Source organism: Lysobacter soli, assembly GCF_009755585.1.
Lineage (GTDB): Bacteria > Pseudomonadota > Gammaproteobacteria > Xanthomonadales > Xanthomonadaceae > Lysobacter_J > Lysobacter_J soli.
This window is the reverse complement of sequence record NZ_CP046603.1, coordinates 2,869,536-2,888,670: the sequence shown is the minus strand read 5'-3', so window position 1 is coordinate 2,888,670 and position 19,135 is coordinate 2,869,536. Positions and strand designations below refer to the sequence as shown.

The 19,135-nt window shown below is 67.6% G+C and carries 14 protein-coding genes; 7 read left to right on the top strand and 7 right to left on the bottom strand.

All coding sequences use genetic code 11. The features are described from left to right. Positions 1–215: 215 nt before the first annotated feature. Positions 216–1,088, bottom strand: coding sequence for a ribonuclease H-like domain-containing protein (locus tag GOY17_RS13115; protein WP_157030731.1), 873 nt, complete (start codon positions 1,086–1,088; stop codon positions 216–218). Beyond that, a complete protein-coding gene (locus tag GOY17_RS13110) occupies positions 1,085–3,508 on the bottom strand; it encodes a DEAD/DEAH box helicase (RefSeq protein ID WP_157030730.1) in 2,424 nt (807 codons plus the stop codon). The genes GOY17_RS13115 and GOY17_RS13110 overlap by 4 nt, the downstream gene beginning before the upstream one ends. 231 nt (positions 3,509–3,739) lie before the next feature. Between GOY17_RS13110 and GOY17_RS13105 the strand changes: the two genes are divergently transcribed. Further along, the gene (locus GOY17_RS13105; RefSeq protein WP_157030729.1) at positions 3,740–4,705 is read left to right on the top strand and encodes an MBL fold metallo-hydrolase; all 966 of its coding nucleotides are present in this window, start codon (positions 3,740–3,742) and stop codon (positions 4,703–4,705) included. A gap of 479 nt (positions 4,706–5,184) precedes the next feature. Here GOY17_RS13105 and GOY17_RS13100 read toward each other — a convergent pair whose 3' ends face one another. Next, positions 5,185–5,844, bottom strand: coding sequence for a 2'-5' RNA ligase family protein (locus tag GOY17_RS13100; RefSeq protein ID WP_157030728.1), 660 nt, complete (start codon positions 5,842–5,844; stop codon positions 5,185–5,187). Positions 5,845–6,015: 171 nt separating this feature from the next. Between GOY17_RS13100 and GOY17_RS13095 the strand changes: the two genes are divergently transcribed. Further along, positions 6,016–7,752 carry a sensor domain-containing diguanylate cyclase gene (locus GOY17_RS13095; RefSeq protein ID WP_198173684.1) on the top strand — a complete coding sequence of 579 codons (1,737 nt, stop codon included), beginning with the start codon at positions 6,016–6,018 and terminating at the stop codon, positions 7,750–7,752. Between the two features lie 588 nt (positions 7,753–8,340). Here GOY17_RS13095 and GOY17_RS13090 read toward each other — a convergent pair. After that, entirely contained in the window at positions 8,341–8,772 is a 432-nt protein-coding gene (locus GOY17_RS13090; protein ID WP_198173683.1) for an EF-hand domain-containing protein, read from the bottom strand. A 457-nt stretch (positions 8,773–9,229) separates the two neighbouring features. Here GOY17_RS13090 and GOY17_RS13085 point away from each other — a divergent pair, with 457 nt between their 5' ends. Then, positions 9,230–11,875 carry a M1 family metallopeptidase gene (locus GOY17_RS13085; RefSeq protein ID WP_157030726.1) on the top strand — a complete coding sequence of 882 codons (2,646 nt, stop codon included), beginning with the start codon at positions 9,230–9,232 and terminating at the stop codon, positions 11,873–11,875. A gap of 150 nt (positions 11,876–12,025) precedes the next feature. Here GOY17_RS13085 and GOY17_RS13080 read toward each other — a convergent pair whose 3' ends face one another. The 3 genes from GOY17_RS13080 to GOY17_RS13070 form a co-directional block, all read right to left on the bottom strand. Continuing rightward, entirely contained in the window at positions 12,026–12,385 is a 360-nt protein-coding gene (locus tag GOY17_RS13080; protein WP_192631227.1) for a response regulator, read from the bottom strand. A 111-nt stretch (positions 12,386–12,496) separates the two neighbouring features. Continuing rightward, the gene (locus tag GOY17_RS13075) at positions 12,497–14,971 is read right to left on the bottom strand and encodes a PAS domain-containing hybrid sensor histidine kinase/response regulator (protein WP_157030724.1); all 2,475 of its coding nucleotides are present in this window, start codon (positions 14,969–14,971) and stop codon (positions 12,497–12,499) included. A gap of 336 nt (positions 14,972–15,307) precedes the next feature. Beyond that, positions 15,308–16,021 carry a response regulator gene (locus tag GOY17_RS13070; protein WP_157030723.1) on the bottom strand — a complete coding sequence of 238 codons (714 nt, stop codon included), beginning with the start codon at positions 16,019–16,021 and terminating at the stop codon, positions 15,308–15,310. Positions 16,022–16,194: 173 nt separating this feature from the next. Here GOY17_RS13070 and GOY17_RS13065 point away from each other — a divergent pair, with 173 nt between their 5' ends. From GOY17_RS13065 to GOY17_RS13050, 4 genes are all read left to right on the top strand, one after another. Beyond that, on the top strand, positions 16,195–16,980 hold the full coding sequence (locus GOY17_RS13065) for a methyltransferase domain-containing protein (protein WP_157030722.1): 786 nt from the start codon (positions 16,195–16,197) through the stop codon (positions 16,978–16,980). Positions 16,981–17,052: 72 nt separating this feature from the next. Beyond that, a complete protein-coding gene (locus GOY17_RS13060) occupies positions 17,053–17,331 on the top strand; it encodes a DUF4242 domain-containing protein (RefSeq protein ID WP_157030721.1) in 279 nt (92 codons plus the stop codon). A 30-nt stretch (positions 17,332–17,361) separates the two neighbouring features. After that, positions 17,362–18,339, top strand: a complete 978-nt coding sequence (locus GOY17_RS13055) for a hypothetical protein (RefSeq protein WP_157030720.1) — start codon at positions 17,362–17,364, stop codon at positions 18,337–18,339. A 79-nt stretch (positions 18,340–18,418) separates the two neighbouring features. After that, positions 18,419–18,949 carry a hypothetical protein gene (locus GOY17_RS13050; protein WP_157030719.1) on the top strand — a complete coding sequence of 177 codons (531 nt, stop codon included), beginning with the start codon at positions 18,419–18,421 and terminating at the stop codon, positions 18,947–18,949. Positions 18,950–19,135 lie beyond the last annotated feature (186 nt).

The following is a 19,135-nucleotide window of genomic DNA, read 5'->3' as shown; positions in this document are numbered from 1 at the left end:
CCGAAACGTGACGGATCGGCCGGTCTGGATCGAACATAGTCCAGAAAACGGCACTTGACAAATAACCAGACTTAATAGGCGAACACCCGGGCTTATGAGTCGCCCGAGGCCCTGTGCCGAGGGGCGGAAAGGGCGGAAAAGGCCGATTTCAGGGGCTTCCGGGCGGTCCAGGTGGTTTCTCGCGAAACCATTTGCGCGGCCGAAGGCCCGGACGCTCAGGCCCAGGCTTCCACCGCCGGCAGCGGTGTCTCCTGTGCGGCATCCATATCCGCGGCGGTCAGCTCCGACAGATGCAGCAGCAGTTCGGCCAGCGTCGCCACGTCGCGATCGTTATGCGCGAGCACGCGCCTCAGGTTGAGCGCCGAACCGCCACGCAGGTACGACAGCCATGCGGCGGGCGCTTCGGAGCCGGGCAGATCGTCCTCGCGGACGACGTTCAACGCGCGACGTTCGATCGTCGCCAGCCGGCAGTTCTCCCAGCGGCCGCGATAGCGGCGTCGCGTGGGATAGAGCAGGTCGACATGCGACAGCTCCGCCAGCGGCGTGCCCATGCGGTTCAGCCGGAAACGCGTGGCGAGCAGCGGTGCGTCGTAGCACTTGCCGTTGTAGCTGACCAGCGTCGTGTCCGGATGCAGCCACTGCCGGAAGACGTCGAGCATCGCCGCTTCGCCGGACATCGCCGTGATCAGCAACTGCCGCACGCGCAGCGCGCCCTCGAACCAGTCGGCGGCGCCGATCATGAAGGCGCGCGTGCCGCTGCCGCCGGCCAGGCCCGTGGTTTCGGTGTCGAAGAACATCAGGTTCTGCGCATCGAGCGCATCGCGCCGGTCGAAGCGGCCGTCGATCCATGTCTGCGGTGGCGCGAACGGCAATCGCGCTTCGACCAGTCGCAGGCCCGGTGCGATCTCGACGCCCGGTACGTGGCGGTCGTTCGATGCGATGCGCGACACCGGTTCCGGCGCGCGACGTCGCAGATGGCGGCGCAGGTCGTCGATGCTGGGCGTGCGCGCCGGCTCGGCCTGCTTCGTGGGAGCCGCCGCGCCCGCTTGCCGCTTGAGTTGTTGAAGACGCGCGAGGGTCAGGCTCATGCCGGGGCAAGCGCCTTCAGCACGCGCAGCGCGAGCGCGCGCGGCGCGACGCTCGCGTCTTCGTCCATTGCGAGTACCGGCCCCACGCACGCCGGGCAACCGGCCTTGCAATCGCAGCGTTCGACCAGTTCGACCGCGCGCTGCACCAGTTCGCGCTGGCGGAAATGCAGCGGTTCGCTCAGGCCCACGCCGCCGGGATAGTTGTCGTAGAGGTACACGGTGGGCACGAAACGCTCGCCGTCTTCCAGCGAGGCCGCGTCTTCGCCCGCGCCGCGCAACTGCCCACGGCCGCGTCCGTCCGCGCTGGCGAACCACGCGCCGTTGCCGTCGCCGACGGCCTTCTGCAGATCGACGCCTTCGGCCATCACCGCGAGCTTGGCGACGACATGCAGCGCATATCCGGCGCCGAGGAAACCGTCGAGCGCTTCCTGCCTCGATGCGAATTCCGACTCCAGCACGGCCGGCGGAAGCTGCCACCACACGCTCGTCGTATGCAGCTCCTGGTCGGGCAGCGTGACCGGGCCGTAGCCGATGTTCTCGTGCGTGTAGTAGCGGATCTTCTTGTAGCCGGCGACGCGCCGCACCACGTGCACCTCGCCGTGGTGGCAGGTGCCGCGACCGGCGGGCGAACCGTCGAAACGTTCGAGCACCTTCAGCTTGGTGTAGTCGATCGCGTCGGTGTAGTAGTCCACGTGCGTGCGCGTGACGAAGGCCTTGCGGCCGTCCCAGTCGAGCTTTTCGACCTGGTAGGGCGTGGCCTGCACCATGTAGATCGCGCCTTCGTACAGCGTGAGCGGCGCGGAGGAGAAATCGACTTCGGCGATGATCGTCTGCCGGCCTGCGGTGCGATCGACCACGACGAAGTTGCCGTCGGCGACCGAACGCAGGCTCACCGCGTTGGCGGGATAGCTGTCGGCGATCCACTCCCAGCGATCGTTCTCGTTGTGGACCACGCCATCTTCGGAAAGCAGTTGCAAATACACCTGCGGATCGACCGGGCCGAACAGCTCGCGCGCCTGGAACGGCAGCTCGAACGCCGCGCAGCGGATGTGGTCCAGCAGGATCACCGGCTGGTCGGCGTGGATGCGCGCGTGTTCGGGCGAAGCGTTGGCGAAGAACTCCGGATGCCGGATGACGTATTGATCGAGCGGATCGGAACTGGCGACCAGCACGCCGACCGACGCCTGTTTGCGCCTACCGGCGCGGCCGAAGCGCTGCCACGTCGCGGCGATCGATCCGGGATAGCCGTTGAGCACCACTGCATCGAGCGCGCCGATGTCCACGCCGAGCTCCAGCGCGGAGGTCGAGACGATGCCGTCGATGGTGCCGGCGCGCATGGCGCGTTCGGTCTCGCGGCGTTCGGTCGGCAGATAGCCGCCGCGGTAGCTGCGGATGCGCGCGGGCTTGCGCGGATCGTTGTCGAAGACGTCCTTGAGGTACTTGGTCAGCACTTCGACCATCAATCGCGACTGCGCGAACACCAGCGTCTTCAACCCGGCCTTGATGGTCAGGCGCGCGATGAGGTTGCTCTGCGACCGCGCCGACGCTCGCAGGCCGAGGTCGGGATTGACCACCGGCGGATTCCACAGCAGCACGTGCTTGTCGCCGCTGGGCGCGCCGGATTCGGTGACCGCGGTGACGTCGCGCTCGGTCAGCGCTTCGGCGTGCGCCTTCGGATTGCCTATCGTCGCCGAGCACAGGATGAACTGCGGCTTTGAACCGTAGAACGCGCAGATGCGCTGCAGGCGGCGGATCACGTTCGCCACGTGCGAACCGAACACGCCGCGGTAGCTGTGTACTTCGTCGATCACCACATAGCGCAGGTTCTCGAAGAACTGCGCCCATTTGGTGTGGTGCGGCAGGATGCCCTGGTGGAGCATGTCGGGATTGCTCACCACGATGTCGCCGTGCAGGCGGATCGCCTGCCGCGCATCGCCCGGCGTGTCGCCGTCGAAGGTGAAGGTGCGCACGCCCAGGTTGCCGGCGGCATTGAGTTCGAGCAGTTCGGCGACCTGGTCCTGCGCGAGGGCTTTGGTCGGGAACAGGAACAACGCCTTCGAACGCTGCGTCGATGCGGCGGCCAGCACCGGCAGCAGATAGCACAGGCTCTTGCCCGACGCGGTGGCGGTGGCGATCACCACGTCCTCGCCGCGACGCACCGCGTGCCACGCCTCGGCCTGGTGCGAATACAGGCGGTCGATGCCACGCGCGCCGAGCGCCTGCACCACCCCGGCGGGCACGTCGTCCGGCATCGGGACGCTGCGCTCGGGCCGGCCGGGCACCGTGTGCACGCCGGTGATTCGCGAGAGGTACTTGTTCTCCAGCCGCTGCGCGAGCGCGCGCCCGTCGGCGGCCGGCCGCGGTCGTGCGACCTCGGGGAAGACGGAGAGGTCGGACGGACTGCGCGCCGGCTGGCTCATGCGGATTCGATTCGCGGAAGGGCAGGGCGTTGTAGGGCGCGCGGGTCTCAGGGAGTGAGACTGCGTGATTTCGTGTTCGAGTTCGCGCGTGCGCATCCGAAGCCGTCATCCCGGCGAAGGCCGGGACCCAGGCCCGCAACGTTCGGGCATTGCGGCACCGGCAAACCTGCCGCGCTAAGCTCTCGCGCGTCCCGGCGCGGTCGCCGGTCCTTCCACCCTCGGAGCACCCCCATGACCCGCACCTCCCTTTCCCTCACGGTTTCCCTGCTGCTCGCCGGCGCGATGCTCGGCGGTTGCGCGAAGCCCGGATCCGAAGAGCAGGCCACCGCGCCGGCGACTCCGGCCGCAACGCCGGCTGCGCCGGCGCCTGCACCCGCGCCGCAGGAAAGCGCCGACATCTTCCGCTTCAAGGTCGGCGCGCTCGATGCGATCGCGCTGCTCGACGGCACCATCGACACGCCCAACGACGGCAAGACCTTCGGCGTCGGCCAGAAGACCGAGGACGTTGCCGCGCTGCTCACCGCAAACGGCCAGCCGACCGACGTGCTGCACCTGAGCATCCAGCCGCTGCTGGTGCGCGACGGCGAGCACACGCTGCTGTTCGACACCGGCGCCGGCGACGTGAGCTGGGCGAAGGCCGGCAAGCTGCAGGCGTCGCTGAAGGCGGCGGGCGTCGAGCCGACGCAGGTCACCGACATCTTCATCTCGCACGGTCATCCCGACCACGTCGGCGGCCTGCTGGCGAAGGACGGCACGCTGGCATTCCCGAACGCCGCCGTGCACCTCTCGGCGCCGGAATGGGCGGCGATCCAGAAGAACGCCGACGCGGCCAAGCTCGTCGCGGCAATCGGCCCGAAGGTCGCGACCTTCGAACCCGGCGCGACCGTGCTGCCGGGCGTCACCGCCGTCGCGCTGCCGGGCCACACCCCGGGCCACAGCGCGTACGAGATCGCGTCCGGCGAGGAGCGCCTGCTCTACATCGGCGACGCCGCGCATCACTCCATCGTGTCGGTGCAGCGCCCGGACTGGACCATCGGCTACGACACCGACGCGCCGACCGCCGAGGCCGCGCGTCGCGCGCTGCTCAAGCGCGCCGCCGACGGCAACCTGCGCGTGTACGCCGTGCACTTCCCGTTCCCGGGCATCGGCCACGTGAAGGCGCAGGGCGATGCGTACGTGTGGGTGCCGGAGGGGTGAGTCGCTGCTTTAACCCTCAGCTTCAGCTCGAAAGCGCAAAGCGGAATGGATTCCAGCTTTCGCTGGAGTGACGAAGGTGCAAGCCCCTCTCCCATCGGCGACCGAAGGGAGTGCAGAGCTGAGAGGGGTTGGGGTGAGGGGCAACGGAGTGGTTGCGGTGACCGATGAGTGCCGCACAGTGCTGCGCTCTTGCTTCGCCCAAGTCGAAGGCGCAAAGAAGAAAATGGATTCCAGCTTCCGCTGGAATGACGACGTTGGAAGCCCCTCTCCCAACGGGAGAGGGGTTGGGGTGAGGGGCAACCGAGTGGTTGCGCTGACCGATGAGTGCCGCACAGTGCTGCGCGGTTGCTTCGCTCGTCGAAATTGCGATGCCCAAAAATGGATTCCAGCTTTCGCTGGAATGACGGTGCCGGTCGCCGACATCGGAGTTGCCCAAGCGCTACGAGCCTGGTTCCCGGCTTTCGCCGGGATGACGATGCTCAGGCGCGCGCGCCCGGAGCTGGCACGCGCCCCGGCCACCGCCAGATCGCCCGCCGCGCCGTTCCATGATTCCCCAGCTGATACACGCCCACCGCCACCGGCGCGAACGCAAACGCCTCGAACGGCGCCACTTCCAGCTCCCGCAGGAACGCCGCACGCGCATGGCCGAGCGTCAGGTGCGGCGCGTAGTTCGCGCCGCTGTGGTCAGGGACGAAACGCTCGACATAGCGGATCGTCGAGTCGCGGATCGGAGAGCCGTCGTCGTTGCGGACGAACGCCTGCGCCGTCCCACCCGCGACGGCGAGCGCCTGCGCCGTGGCGAGGCACTCGTCGGCCAGCGCCTGCAACGCTGGTGACGGGGCGATGCGCCACGACGCGCTGCCCGTGTCGCCGTCGATGCGCACCTGCACGCCGGTGACCTCCAGCGACAGCGCGAGCGGGTTGTGCGCTTCGGCGACGCTCGCAATCCCCGACAGCAGCGCATCCAGATCGTGTTCGTAGACGTAACGCTGCACCAGCGTGACGTGCGGAAGGTGCGTGGCGTCGAACGCGAAACCGGCCGGATGATCCGCGCGCAACGCCGCGTTGAGTTCGCGTGCGCGGGCCTGCGTGACGGGGTCGGGTTCGAGCAGGACGTCGATGGCGATGGGGTGGCTCATCGGGCGCTCCCGGAGGGAAGGTGCGGCCTGCGTCTCAAGAATGAACAGGCCCGGCCGATAGAATGCCCGACAAACCGCGATGCGATGTGGCCTGCGGGCCGGAGCGCGCCGCCTTCATCCACGGCATGGAAGCCACACGCGCGACGAAACCGCGCCGGACGACGCGATTCCATGACCGCAACCCGCCGCCGACTCTCGCCGCTGCGCGTGTTCCTCGCCGCCACGGTGATCCTGATGGCGCTCGGCCTGTACGTGGTCGCCAACGCGATCCAGTTCGCGTCCGACTACCGCTCGGTCACGCACACCTACACCGTGCTCCAGCACCTGGACCGGATCGAGTCGCTCAAGCACCAGGCCGTGGCCGAATCGCGCGGCTACCTGCTGGCCGGGCGCGCCGAGAGCCGCGACAGCTTCTGGCGCATCGGCGGCGCATTGCAGCGCGAAGCGGACCTGCTCGCCGAACAGGTCAGCGACAACCCCGAGCAGCTCGGACGCGCACTGGAGCTGCGGCGTTCCCTCGACGCGCGCCTGCGCCTGAGCGAACAGGCGATGCAGTCCTGGCGCCGCGGTGTCGACGCGCCGGTCGATGCGCCGCTGCTGGCGGCGATCCGCAACGGCGACCGCGACATCGCCACCCGGCTCGACAAGCTGCGGGCCGCCGAGAATGCACTGCTGTCCACGCGATCCAGGCGCGCGGAGCGCTCGGCGTGGCTGACGCTGCTCGCCGCGGGCATCGGCATTCCGCTGAGCCTGCTGCTGATCGGCCACGCGCAGCGGCTGCTCGCGCGCGAGAACCGCGTGCGCCAGCAGGCCGAGGCCGCGGCATCGCAATCCAACGCCGAACTCAACGCGACCGTGCAGCAACTCGCGCGGCTGTCCGACAGCATGGCCGCGCTGAGCCAGTACTCCGGGATGCTGCAGGGCGCATCCGACGCGCAGGAACTCTACGAGATCACCGCCTCGACGTTCCGCCAGCTGCTGCCGGGAATGGGCGGCCTGCTGTACGTCATCCGCGCCTCGCGCGATCACGCCGAACTCGTCGCGCAATGGGGCAGCCCGGTAGCGCCGAACGATCCGGCGCCGGCGCTGCAGGCATGCTGGTCGGTGCGCAAGCACGCGCCGTTCGCGATGGAAGACCTGCGCCATGGCCTGCGGTGCTCGCACATCGGCCGGCCGCATGGCGCCGAAGACGTGCACGGCCTTTGCGTGCCGCTGAGCGCGCATGGCGAAGTGGTGGGCTGGCTGTCGCTGCAGGGCGAGGGCGCACGCGGCCGCATTCCCGACGAATCGCTGGCGATCCGCCTGTGCGAGCAGCTGTCGCTCGCGCTCGCCAACGTGCGCCTGCGCGAAAGCCTGCGCCACCAGGCGGTACGCGATCCGCTCACCGGACTGTTCAATCGTCGTTACCTGGAGGAATCGCTGGCGCGCGAGATCGCCCGCTGCCAACGACGCGAACAACCGCTGGCCGTGCTGATGCTCGACATCGACCACTTCAAGGCCTTCAACGACCGCCATGGCCACGCAATGGGCGATGCGGCGCTGTCGGCCTTCGCGCGCATGCTGAAGACGCGCTGCCGTCCGGAAGACATCGCCTGCCGCTACGGCGGTGAGGAATTCACGCTGATCCTGCCGGAAACCGACTTGGGGACCGCGCTCGAACGCGCCGAGGACATCCGCGCCGGCGCGGCCATGCTGCGCATCGGCGAATCCGACGGCGCGATGCTGCGCATCACGGTGTCGATCGGCGTCGCGTTGATGCCGGAACACGGCGATGTCGGCCTTGAACTGATGCGCGCGGGCGATCGCGCGCTGTATCGCGCCAAGCACGAGGGACGCGATCGCGTGGCGGTGGCGGCGGGCCGCGTGGTCGAGGGGGCTGCGGTGCTGGAGCTGGATCGGATGGTGTGATGCGGGGCTTCATGACGCATTCGTCGTGATGCGTCGGGTGCGTCGCGTGGTGACGCGTTGATTACCATCGCCTCGTAGTCCGGTGTCTCCGTCTACTTGCCGTCATCCCGGCGAAAGCCGGGATCCAGGCCCGTAAGTTTCGGGCACTCCGACAACGGGCAACAAAAGTCACCGTCAGCCAGCGACAGCTGGAATCTATCTGCTTACGTGTTTCGCAGCCGTCGGAAGCAACCGCGCAGCGCTGTACCGAAATCGCAGTTCGCCGGTGACACTCCGTCGCCCCTCACCCCAACCCCTCTCCCGATGGGAGAGGGGCTTCTAGGCCGTCATCCCGGCGAAAGCCGGGATCCAGGCCCGTAGGCTGCGGGCACTCCATGTTCGTCAACAAACTCACCGTCATTCCAGCGAACGCTGAAATCCATCTTGAACTTCGCGTTTTAGATGAGCGAAGCAACCGCACTGCACTGTGCGGCACTCCCTGGTCACCGCAACCCCTTCGTTACCCCTCACCCCAACCCCTCTCCCGATGGGAGAGGGGCTTTTAGGCCGTCATCCCGGCGAACGCCGGAACCACAGCGAGTTCCGCACTTACGGCGAGCTCTTCGCCGAGCGCATTTCCTTGTCGTGTCCGGCCTTCATCTCGGCCGCGGTCAGGTTGCCGTCGCCGTTGGTGTCCATCTTCGTGAACATCTGCGCCGAGCCGGCGTCGTGTTCGGCGGCCGAAATCGCACCGTCACCGTCGGTGTCGAGCTTCTTGATCTTGTCGGCCGACGACATCTTCATCTTGTCGCCACTTTTCCCGCCCATCTTCGCGGCGTGATGGGCGTCCATCTCGGCAGCGGTGACCTTGCCGTCGCTGTTGGCGTCCATCTGCGTGAACATCGTTTTCGCGCCTGCGGCGTGCTCGGCGGAGCTGACCATGCCGTCGCCGTCGGTATCCATCAGCTTGGCCTTGTCGTCGCCAGCCATCACCGCGGCGGGTGCGAGCAGCAGCACGCCCAGCCACAGACCCATACGCATGTCGGATCGAGTACCTGTTTTCATCGTGCCCTCCCAGGCGAGTTCGTCAGGTACGCGGCAGGGTGCGCGCGCATTCGTTCGACACGCGTCAAATCGGCGCGAAAATCCCCTGCCAGCGTTGGGCTAGGTGAATGCGGGCGGGTGCTCGGTAGACGCCACGCAACTCTTTACCGCGTCCGGAAAACCGTGCGCTTGGCGCCGGACACATCGGCGGCGGAATGCGGCCGGCGTCGGGCCGTCCCGATGGCACGGCTCTTGCGGTCTTCCTTCCATGGAGGCCGCTCCCGGGCACCTTGTCGCGGCGACGCAGTTCCTGCGTTTCCGGCCCGCCGGCGCGGCCTCCTTCTTCCACCTTTCGTGATCGGCGCCGCATCCGGGCGGCGCCACGCTGCCGGCAGGACGGGCACACTGCGCCTCTGGCACTGTGCCTCCATCCCGATCACGAGGTTGTCGAACGATGCGCCGAACCCTGGTAACCGCCGTCGCGCTGGCCCTTGCCGGCCTCAGCTCCGTTTCGACGGCGGCTCCCGCCGCTCCCGCTGCTCCGACCAGCCGCCCAGTCACGACGACGCAGCTGCCGCGCAACGTGGTGCCGACGCATTACGACGTGGCGATCACGCCCGACATCGCGAAGCTGACCCTCGTGGGCAAGGCGACGATCACGCTGCAGGTGCTCGAGCCTACGCCGAGCATCACGCTGAACGCGCTCGACATGGCCTTCGCCTCGGCCACGCTGACGCCGGCGAAGGGCAAGGCGCTCACACCGAAGATCGCCGTCGACAACGACGCGCAGACAGCGACCTTCACCTTCGACAAGCCGCTCGCGCCGGGGCAGTACCGTCTGGCGCTGGATTACACCGGCAAGATCGGCACGCAGGCCAACGGCCTGTTCGCCATCGACTACGACACGGCAGCCGGCAACAAGCGCGCGCTGTTCACGCAGTTCGAGAACTCCGACGCGCGCCGCATGATCCCCTCGTGGGACGAGCCCGCGCACAAGGCGACCTTCACCCTGCAGGCCACCGTGCCGACCGGCCTGATGGCGGTGAGCAACATGCCGGCGTCTGCCACGAAGGATCTCGGCAACGGCACCACGCGCGTGGACTTCGCGCCCTCGCCGAAGATTTCGACGTACCTGCTGTTCCTGTCGGTCGGCGATTTCGAACGCGCGACCACGCAGGCCGACGGCGTGGAAATCGGCGTCGTCACGCAGCGCGGCGCGATAGACCAGGCGCGCTTCGCGCTGGACTCCTCGGCCGACGTCCTGCGCGAATACAACGACTACTTCGGCACGCCGTATCCGTTGCCCAAGCTGGACAACGTGGCATCGCCGGGCGCGAGCCAGTTCTTCAGTGCGATGGAGAACTGGGGCGCGATCTTCACCTTCGAGCACACACTGCTGCTGGATCCGAGCATTTCCACGCAGTCGGACAAGCAGCGCGTGTTCGCCGTCGCCGCGCACGAGATCGCGCACCAGTGGTTCGGCGACCTGGTGACGATGAGCTGGTGGGACGACCTGTGGCTCAACGAAGGCTTCGCGACGTGGATGGCGTCGCGCACCACGCAGAAGCTGCATCCGGAATGGAACACGCAACTGGAGGCGATCGGCTCGCGCGAATCGGCGATGGCGCTGGATTCGGTGGAATCCACGCATCCGGTCGTGCAGCACGTGGAAACGGTCGAGCAGGCAAGCCAGGCGTTCGATTCGATCACCTACCAGAAGGGCAGTGCGGTGATCCGCATGCTCGAAGGCTACGTCGGCGGCGATGCGTGGCGCACGGGCGTGCGCAGCTACATGAAGGCGCACGCGTACGGCAACACGGTGTCGGACGATCTGTGGCGCGAGATCCAGTCCGCCGCCGGCAAGCCGGTGCTCGACATCGCGCACGATTTCACGCTGCAGCCCGGCATTCCGATGCTGCGCGTCGCCGCGGGCAAATGCACCAACGGCAAGACGACGCTGACGCTCACGCAGGACGAGTTCACGCGCGACCGCCCCGGCAAGACGCCGCTGCGCTGGCGCGTGCCGGTGATCGCGCAGGCCGGTGGTGAACCGGCCCGCACGGTGGTCGAAGGCGGGCAGGGCACGCTCGACGTGCCCGGCTGCGGTCCCGTCGTCGTCAACGCGGGCCAGAGCGGCTATTACCGCACGCTGTACGCGCCGGCGCAGTTCGCGGGCCTTCGTTCGAACTTCGCCAAGCTCGATGCGATCGACCAGCTCGGCGTGATGAACGACGTCTGGGCGCTCGGCATGGCGGGCCTCCAGTCTTCGTCGGATTACCTCGATCTCGTGAAGGCGACGCCGCGCGATGCGGATCCGCAGATCTGGGGCGACATCGCCGGTTCGCTGCAGAGCCTGGACGCGTACTACCGCGGCGACGCGCAACGCCAGGCGAAGTTCCGCGCGTTCGCCATCGCGCAGCTGTCGCCGGTGTTCGCCCGCGTGGGCTGGAACGCGGAGCCGGGCGAAGCCGATCCCGTGAAGGTGCTGCGCACGGACCTGATCGAAGCGCTCGGCGCACTGGGCGATCGCGACGTGATCGAGGAATCCCGTCGTCGCTACGCGGCACAGGATTCCGGTGCATTGCCGGGCGAACTTCGCCGCAGCGTACTCGGCGTCGTCGCGCGGCACGCCGATGCCGCCACGTGGGATCGCCTGCACGCCGCCGCGAAGTCGGAGAAGACGCCGCTGGTGAAGGACGATCTGTACATGCTGCTGTCGTCCGCGCAGGACGCCGCGCTAGCGCAACGCGCGCTGGAACTCGCGCTCACCGATGAGCCCGGTGCGACCAACAGCGCCGGCATGATCCGCACTGTCGCGGGCCTGCATCCGGACCTCGCGTTCGATTTCGCCGTGGCGCATCGCGAACAGGTGGACGCGAAGGTCGATTCGACGTCGCGCTCGCGCTACTACCCGCGTCTTGCGAACAACTCGCTGGATCCGGCGATGGTCGGCAAGTTGAAGGCGTACGCCGACAAGTACGTCGCGACGGGCTCGCGCCGCGCGACGGAGAACGCGATGGCGAACATCACCTATCGCGTCGGCGTTCGGAAGGAACGCCTGCCGGCGATCGATGCGTGGTTGGCGAAGCATAAGGGCTGACCGCTTCTGCCCCTCTCCCATCGGGAGAGGGGTTGGGGTGAGGGGCAACGAAGCGATTGTGATGAAGGGCCGCCGCGGTTCAGTGCCCGGCCTACGCCGGGATGACGGCGCAAGAGAGACGTCGGGACTGCACTCGACCCTCAAAGACGCTCAATGCGGCCGGGCCCGCTCCACCATCGACTCCACCGCTTCGATGATCCGCTCGGACGTGTAGGGCTTGCGCACCAGTTCGCAATCGCGGAAGTCCTGTGGGATCGTGTCCTTCGAATACGCCGAAGCGAACGCGAACGGAACGCCGGATTCGCGAAGGCGGTTCGCGAGCGGATACACCGCTTCGCCCTGCAGGTTGATGTCGAGCAGCGCGACGTCCACGTGTTCGTGGTCGGCGATGTCGAGTGCATCAGACAGCCGCGCGGCGCCGAGGACGTGGTAGCCCGCGTCGGTGAGCAGGTCTTCCAGCGCCATCGCCAGGTACGCTTCGTCTTCGACCATCAGCACGTTGGGTTTCATGAACACGCCTGTCATCGCATGCCAGCGCGCATGGTGCGGCATCGGTTCGTAACGGGAGTGTCATGATTCCGTGTCGCCGCAACCTCCGCCGGCACACGGTTCAGCGTGAACTCACGCGATCGCGTCGCGCGCGCCCCGTTCAACCAGTACATCGTCGACGATCCGCGCCAGCTGGCCATGGTCGATCGGCTTGCGCAGCACGGTCCGCAGCATGTTCGCCGGCAGCGACGGCTCGCGGATGCGATCGGCCAGTCCCGTGTACAGCAGCACCGGGAGATGCGGCGCGATCGGCTCCAGCGCTTGTGCGAGCTGGATGCCGGTCATGGTCGGCATCGCGTGATCGGTGATCACCAGGCGGTACTGCGCGGGCGATTCGCGAACGCGCGCCAACGCCAGTTCCGGCGTCGAAACGAAATGCGCCTCAAGACCCCAGTTCGACAGCAGTTCGCACATGAACTCGCCGACGCTGTGCTCGTCGTCCACCACCAGCACGCGCCCTTCGCGACGCGCGACGCCGAGGCGATCGGAACGGCGTCGTGACGGCGTCGTACGCGCGGCACCCGCACACGCGGGCAACAGCACACGGAACGACGTGCCGCCTCCGAGCTCCGTATCGACGAGCAGGTGTCCGCCGTGTTCATGGACGATGCCGTGCACGGTCGCCAGGCCCATGCCGGCGCCTTTTCCCGGTGGTTTTGTCGAGAAGAACGGATCGAACATGCGCTCCAGCACCGCGGCCTCGATGCCTGGTCCGGTATCGCTGACACTCAGTTCGACGAACTCGCCGTCCACCGGCTGCCGGCACGCGGCGCATTGCATCGCCTCCACGCGCGCATCGCGAAGCGTGAGTCGGAGCCGACCTTCGCCCTGCATCGCATCGCACGCGTTCACGCATAGATTCAGCAACACCTGCCCGAGCTGCACCGGATCGAACTGCACCGCGCACGCGTTCGCCTGCACGTCCTGTTCGACCTCGATGCCTTGGGCCAAGGTCGGGCTGAGCACCGCGAGGTTCTGCTCGATGCAGATGGCGACGTCGATCGCCTGCGCCTGTCCCTTCTGGCCGCGGCTGAACATCAGCATCTGCTGGATGAGGTCGCGCGCGCGCTCGCAGGATTGCAGGGCCTGATCGAGATAGCCGGACAGTCGCGCGTCCTCGCCGTTGTCGCTGCGCTCGTGCGCCAGCGCAACGTAGCCCATGATGCTGGCGAGCAGGTTGTTGAAATCGTGCGCGATGCCGCCGGTCAGATGGCCCAGCGCTTCCATCTTCTTCGCCTGCAGCAACTGCGCTTCCAGTCGCCGGCGGCGCTGCTCGGCCTCGGTGCGCTCGGTGATGTCCCGCAGATACCCGATGAACACCTTCCCGGAAGGGCTGTCGTCCACGCCGACGGCGAGTTCGGCCGGAAATTCCGATCCGTCGGCGCGCATCGCCGTGACCTCGAGGCGCTTCTTCAGGACCGGGCCGGGGCCACCTTCGAGGTACAGCTTCAGGCCGAACTGGTGCCGCTCGCGGAAACGTTCGGGGATGATGGTGTCGGCGAGCGAACGGCCGAGCGCGTCCTTCTCGCGGATGCCGAAACAGGCTTCCGCCGCGGGATTGAACTTGACGATCATGCCGCGCTCGTCCATCGCGATGATGCAGTCCAACGCCGCATTCACCGTCGCACGCAGGTGCTCGGCATTGCGCTGCGCGACGTCCTCGGCGCGCTGGCGTTCGATCTCCGCCGCCGCGCGCACGGCGAAGATCTTCATCACCGATTCGATGAACTCCGGCTGCTCCAGCGGGCGGCGCGACACGATGGAGATGATCCCCAGCGGACGGCCCTGCGCATCGCTGAGTGGATAGCCGGCGTAGCTCTCCGCGCCCATCTCGATGAAGTCGTCGTCCAGCGGGAACAGCGAGCCGAGCCCGGCCGGATACATGCGGAAACCGTGTCCCACCACGGTGTCGCAGGCGGTGTTCGCGATGGGGTAGTCGTAGTTCTCGCGCGGCTTGTCGTCGGCGACGAAGGCGAGGATGCGCATCATCGTCGGTTCGTCCTCGCGGATCTGCGCGATGAATGCGACATCGACGTCGAGGATCGCCGAGAGGTAGCGCGACAGTTCCACGAACAGATCGCGGCCGTACGCGCCCGACACCGCGAGCGCCGAACTGGTGAGCGCGGTTTCCACCTGCTTGCGCCGCGTGATGTCGGTGGCGATGCCGCACACCGCGTACGGCACCTGGTCGATGTCGAGCAGCGGAAACTTCGCCGACAGGAACGTGCGGTGTTCGCCGGCGAACACGCCGCTCTCCTCGAACTCCATCGCGCGCGCTTCGAGCAGCACGAGCATGTCGTTGCGTCGCAGCGCGGCGGCCATTTCGGGCGGAAAGATGTCGCGGTCGTTGTGGCCGAGCAGGGCGTCGGCGTTGCGGCCGGTCAGGCGTTCGAACTCGTGGTTGACGAACAGGTAGCGGCCCGCGCGATCCTTCGCGAACACCGCGGCGGAGGTGTTGTCGAGCACCTGCTGCAACCGCAGCTCGCTTTCGCGCAGTGCGCGTTCGCGTTCGTCGATCTGCACCGGCGTGGGGGCGCCGTCGTTCATGGCCAGGCCCGTGGTGTGCGTGGGGCGAGTATAGGAGCGGGGTTCGGGCTGCGGAGGCGGTGTTACAGGGTTGAAACAAAAATGCGCTTGGAGCGCGGAGATTTAGCCCCTCTCCCTGCGGGAGAGCGGTTGGGGTGAGGGGCGGCGGAGTGATTGCGGGGCAGGTTGTCGTGGTCTGCTTTGTGTTGAAAGCAAGAATCTAGCCTTGCGCCGCATCGTCGTTCGAGCGATACGGCTTCGTTGCCCCTCACCCCAACCCCTCTCAGCTCTGCACTCCCTTCGGTCGCCGATGGGAGAGGGGCTCAGCTCAGCGGGAGAGGGCTGGGCCTGGCGAGGTCACGGAACGAACATGTATCCCACGCCGCGCACCGTCCGTATCGCCCGCGGGTTATCCGGATCGGCTTCCACCTTCCGCCGCAAGCGCGCGATGCGGATGTCGATGGAGCGATCGAACGGCTCCCACTCGCGGTTCTTCGTCAGCGTGAGAATCGCATCGCGCGACAGCGCCTTGCCGGCGTGTTCGTGCAATACGCGCAACAGGTCGAACTCCATGTGCGTGACCATCACCTCGCTGCCGTCGCTGTCGTACAGCTGGTGCGAGTCGAGATCGAGCGTGCACCGGCCGAACGGCACGCGGCGCGTGTTCTGGGGCGCCGATGCGCCGGCGGCATCGGGACGCGCCTGGATGCGGCGAAGCACGCTCTTGACGCGTGCGAGCAACTCGCGCGGGTCGAAGGGTTTTGCGACGTAATCGTCGGCGCCGATTTCGAGCCCGACAATGCGATCGATCACGTCACCCGAGCCGGTGACCATGATGATGCCCACGTCGTAGCGTTCGCGAAGAAAGCGCGCCAGCGTCAGGCCGTCCTCGCCGGGCAGGCGGATGTCGAGCAGCACGAGGTCCGGCGCCTCGCGTTCGAGTTCGCGTCGCATGCCGGCGCCGTCGCCCGCCTGCAACGCGCGGAAACCGTGGGTGGCGAGTGCTTCCAGCAGCATCTCGCGCGTGGGCTGGTCGTCGTCTACCACCAGGACACAGGGCGTGTGGGCCATCGCGTTACCTGCCGTCGCCAAGGGGATTCGGGCGGGCATCCTGCCGCATTGCGGGCGCAGTATCCGCCCCTGTTACCAACGGTTACAAATCCATCGACACGGGACATCGGACCGTTACCGGCCGTCCGTAGATTGGCCCCATGCCGGAAACGCGCCGGCGAAGAGAGGCCGAAATGACCCGTTGCCCGCTCGAACTGGACACGATGTACCTGAATCGGCAGGTTCGTGCGACGTACGAGCGTGTCGCACGCGCCCCGGCCAGCGGGTTCCACTTCCACACCGGTGCCGATTACGCCGTCCGCCAGCTGCGTTACGACGCCGCCGAGCTCGCCGCGCTGCCGGCCGCCTGCACCGAGCGCTTCTCGGGCGTGGGCAACCCGCTGCGCATCGGCACGATTCCTGCCGGGGCGGTGGTGCTGGATCACGCGTGCGGCGCCGGGATGGACCTGCTGCTCGCCGCGAAGGCCGCCGGCCCCGACGGCCGCGCGTTCGGCGTCGACCTCACGCCCGGCATGCGCGCCAGCGCGCTGCGTGCGGCGGCGCAGTCGGGATTGCTGGATCGCATCCGCGTCTTCGAGGGCACGTTCGAGGATCTGCCGATGGACGACGCCAGCGTCGACGTCGCGATCTCCAACGGGGTGCTGAACCTCGCGCCCGACAAGCCGCGCGTGCTGTGCGAGATCGCACGCGTCCTGAAGCCCGGCGGCCGGCTGTTCCTGGCCGACGTGGTGCTCGATCGCGAACTCGCCGACGGTGTGCGCAGCAATGCGGACCTGTGGGCGTCGTGCATCGGCGGCGCGGTGACGGAAAGCTTGCTGATGGAGCTGCTACGCGACTGCGGACTGAGCGACGCGCAGGTGACCGAACGCTTCGAATGCTTCGCCGGCACCGACATCGACCGCAAGTTCCACACGCACCTGCACGCGTACGGCGTCAACGTGCTCGCGCACAAGCGCTAACGCAACGCCCTTTCGATTCGGCCGGTTCCCCCGCCGGCCATTCGCGCCACAGGCGCACAACGGAGGCTCGTCATGTTCAAGAAATACGTGATCGAACGGAACATCCAGGGCATCGGCGCCCAGCCGATGGAAGCGCTGTGCGGCGTCGCGCTGCAGTCCAACAACGTGCTGGACGAACTCGGCACCGACATCCAGTGGCTGCATTCCTACGTCACCGCCGACAAGACCTACTGCGTGTACATGGCGCGCGACGAAGCGCTGATCCACGAACACGCCAAGCGCTCCGGCTTTCCGGCGAACTCGATCGCCGAAGTGAAGGCCGTGCTGGACCCCACCATGGCGCCTGCGTAACGCCGGCGCGAGAAGCACCTGGAGCCACGAATGAACGCTGCAACTGCCCGCACCACCGCCCCGCAATGGAATGCCGAAGTGGCGGACGCCGACAGGGCGCGCTATGCCCGCTGCATCGAAGTGTCGCGGCGCGTGCGCTGGGACATCGACCGCGACGTGATCCGCGGCCGTGATTTCGATTTCGACCGCACCTTCCTGCCGGCGGGATTGTCGCTGGTGAACAAGCTGGACTTCCTCGACAGCGATGAGCGCCGTTTCTTCAGCCAGGTGCAGGGACGCACCTACGCGTGGATGTTCGGCCTGTGCGAGCGCTTCATCGGCGCGAAGATGCTGCAGACCTCGGGCCTGCACTGGCTGGGCGACCAGAAGGCGCTGGAAGCGCTGGTGCGGTTTTCCGACGAGGAGATCAAGCACCAGGAGCTGTTCCGTCGCCTGGAAGCGCTGCTGGACGCGCGCATGCCCGACGGCCACGTGAAGACGGCCGAACCCAATGCGGTGGCGCAGTTCGTGCTGGCACGCCGCAACTGGGCGGTGCTGGCGCTGGTCTACCTGATCGAGCTGTTCGTGCAGCGCCATTACGAAGAGAGCATCGCGCCGACGCAGGAACTGTGCCCGCTGTGGAAGGACGTGTTCCTGTTCCACTTCCGCGAGGAGTGCCAGCACTCGGTCATGGACGAGATCGAATGGCGCGCGGAAGACGCACGCCTGGATCACGACGAGCGTGACGCCGCCATGGACGACCTGATCGCGCTGCTGGGCGCGGTGGACGACATCCTGCGCGCGCAGGCCGATGCGGACGCGGCGTACTTCGTCGCCGCATGCGGACGACCGTTCGGCATGCGCCAGCAGCTGCTCGTGCTGGACGTGCTGCGGCGTGCGTATCGCTGGCAGTACATCGCCTCGGGCGCGCGGCATCCGCACTTCGTCCAGGCGCTGGCGAAGCTGTGCACGCCGGCACAGCGGACGCGCTTCGACGCGGCGCTCGCGTCGATCGTGCCCGAAGACTGATTCGACAAGACACATCCCCCGATTGCTTCACGCCCCACACGGCGACCGCGAGCGGCCGCCGCCCGACAGGACTGCAACGATGAAAACGATGACCCTGATGGCCGCGCTGGCGATGGTCGCGGCAACCCATTCCATCGCCACCCGTACCGCCGCTGCGAGCGACAACACCACCACGAGCGCAACCGCGATCCGCACCTTCGACCTGCCCACCGTGCGCGTGTACGCCACGGTCGAGCGCGAGCCGGATGCGATCGCGATGCAGGCCCCGCGCATCCACGACCTCCCCCCGGTGCGCGTGCATGCGGCCCGCGACGATAGCGACGTGGCCGATGTGGGCAAGCGGGCGATCGCGATGCGCACGGCGACCGCGCGCCGTGCCTCGCTGGCCATCCCGCGTGGTTCGCAGCGTCGCGGCATCGCGCCGGAGCGCGTGATGGCCTCCAGCGCCGAAGAGCGCACCGATCGCTGGATCGCGCTGGGCTGCGTCGTTCGCCAGCGACTGGGGCGCGTGTGGCCGATGCAGCAATGCAACGGCGGTTCGACATCGACCGGCGGGATGACCGGCGGGATGCGCATGTCGCTGCCGATGTCGCTGGACCGGCGACGATGAATGCATCGATCGATGCGATCTCGAAGAGCCCCGCAATCGCGGGGCTTTTCGTTTGTGGACGTCTCACTCGTGGGAGTTATCTGAGTCGAAGGGGAAATCGTCGCCTTCTAGCGACGGGCGGTTCCAACCTAAAGTCGCGGCCCGCACTCGCGCAGGGCCGACCAACGGTCGCCTCGCGGTGCAGCC

Bases quoted from the DNA above. Each gene is read 5' to 3' on its own strand.
- GOY17_RS13115 (WP_157030731.1), bottom strand. From the start codon at position 1,088: ATGAGCCTGACCCTCGCGCGTCTTCAACAACTCAAGCGGCAAGCGGGC.
- GOY17_RS13110 (WP_157030730.1), bottom strand. From the start codon at position 3,508: ATGAGCCAGCCGGCGCGCAGTCCGTCCGACCTCTCCGTCTTCCCCGAG.
- GOY17_RS13105 (WP_157030729.1), top strand. From the start codon at position 3,740: ATGACCCGCACCTCCCTTTCCCTCACGGTTTCCCTGCTGCTCGCCGGC.
- GOY17_RS13100 (WP_157030728.1), bottom strand. From the start codon at position 5,844: ATGAGCCACCCCATCGCCATCGACGTCCTGCTCGAACCCGACCCCGTC.
- GOY17_RS13095 (WP_198173684.1), top strand. From the start codon at position 6,016: ATGACCGCAACCCGCCGCCGACTCTCGCCGCTGCGCGTGTTCCTCGCC.
- GOY17_RS13090 (WP_198173683.1), bottom strand. From the start codon at position 8,772: ATGCGTATGGGTCTGTGGCTGGGCGTGCTGCTGCTCGCACCCGCCGCG.
- GOY17_RS13085 (WP_157030726.1), top strand. From the start codon at position 9,230: ATGCGCCGAACCCTGGTAACCGCCGTCGCGCTGGCCCTTGCCGGCCTC.
- GOY17_RS13080 (WP_192631227.1), bottom strand. From the start codon at position 12,385: ATGAAACCCAACGTGCTGATGGTCGAAGACGAAGCGTACCTGGCGATG.
- GOY17_RS13075 (WP_157030724.1), bottom strand. From the start codon at position 14,971: ATGAACGACGGCGCCCCCACGCCGGTGCAGATCGACGAACGCGAACGC.
- GOY17_RS13070 (WP_157030723.1), bottom strand. From the start codon at position 16,021: ATGGCCCACACGCCCTGTGTCCTGGTGGTAGACGACGACCAGCCCACG.
- GOY17_RS13065 (WP_157030722.1), top strand. From the start codon at position 16,195: ATGACCCGTTGCCCGCTCGAACTGGACACGATGTACCTGAATCGGCAG.
- GOY17_RS13060 (WP_157030721.1), top strand. From the start codon at position 17,053: ATGTTCAAGAAATACGTGATCGAACGGAACATCCAGGGCATCGGCGCC.
- GOY17_RS13055 (WP_157030720.1), top strand. From the start codon at position 17,362: ATGAACGCTGCAACTGCCCGCACCACCGCCCCGCAATGGAATGCCGAA.
- GOY17_RS13050 (WP_157030719.1), top strand. From the start codon at position 18,419: ATGAAAACGATGACCCTGATGGCCGCGCTGGCGATGGTCGCGGCAACC.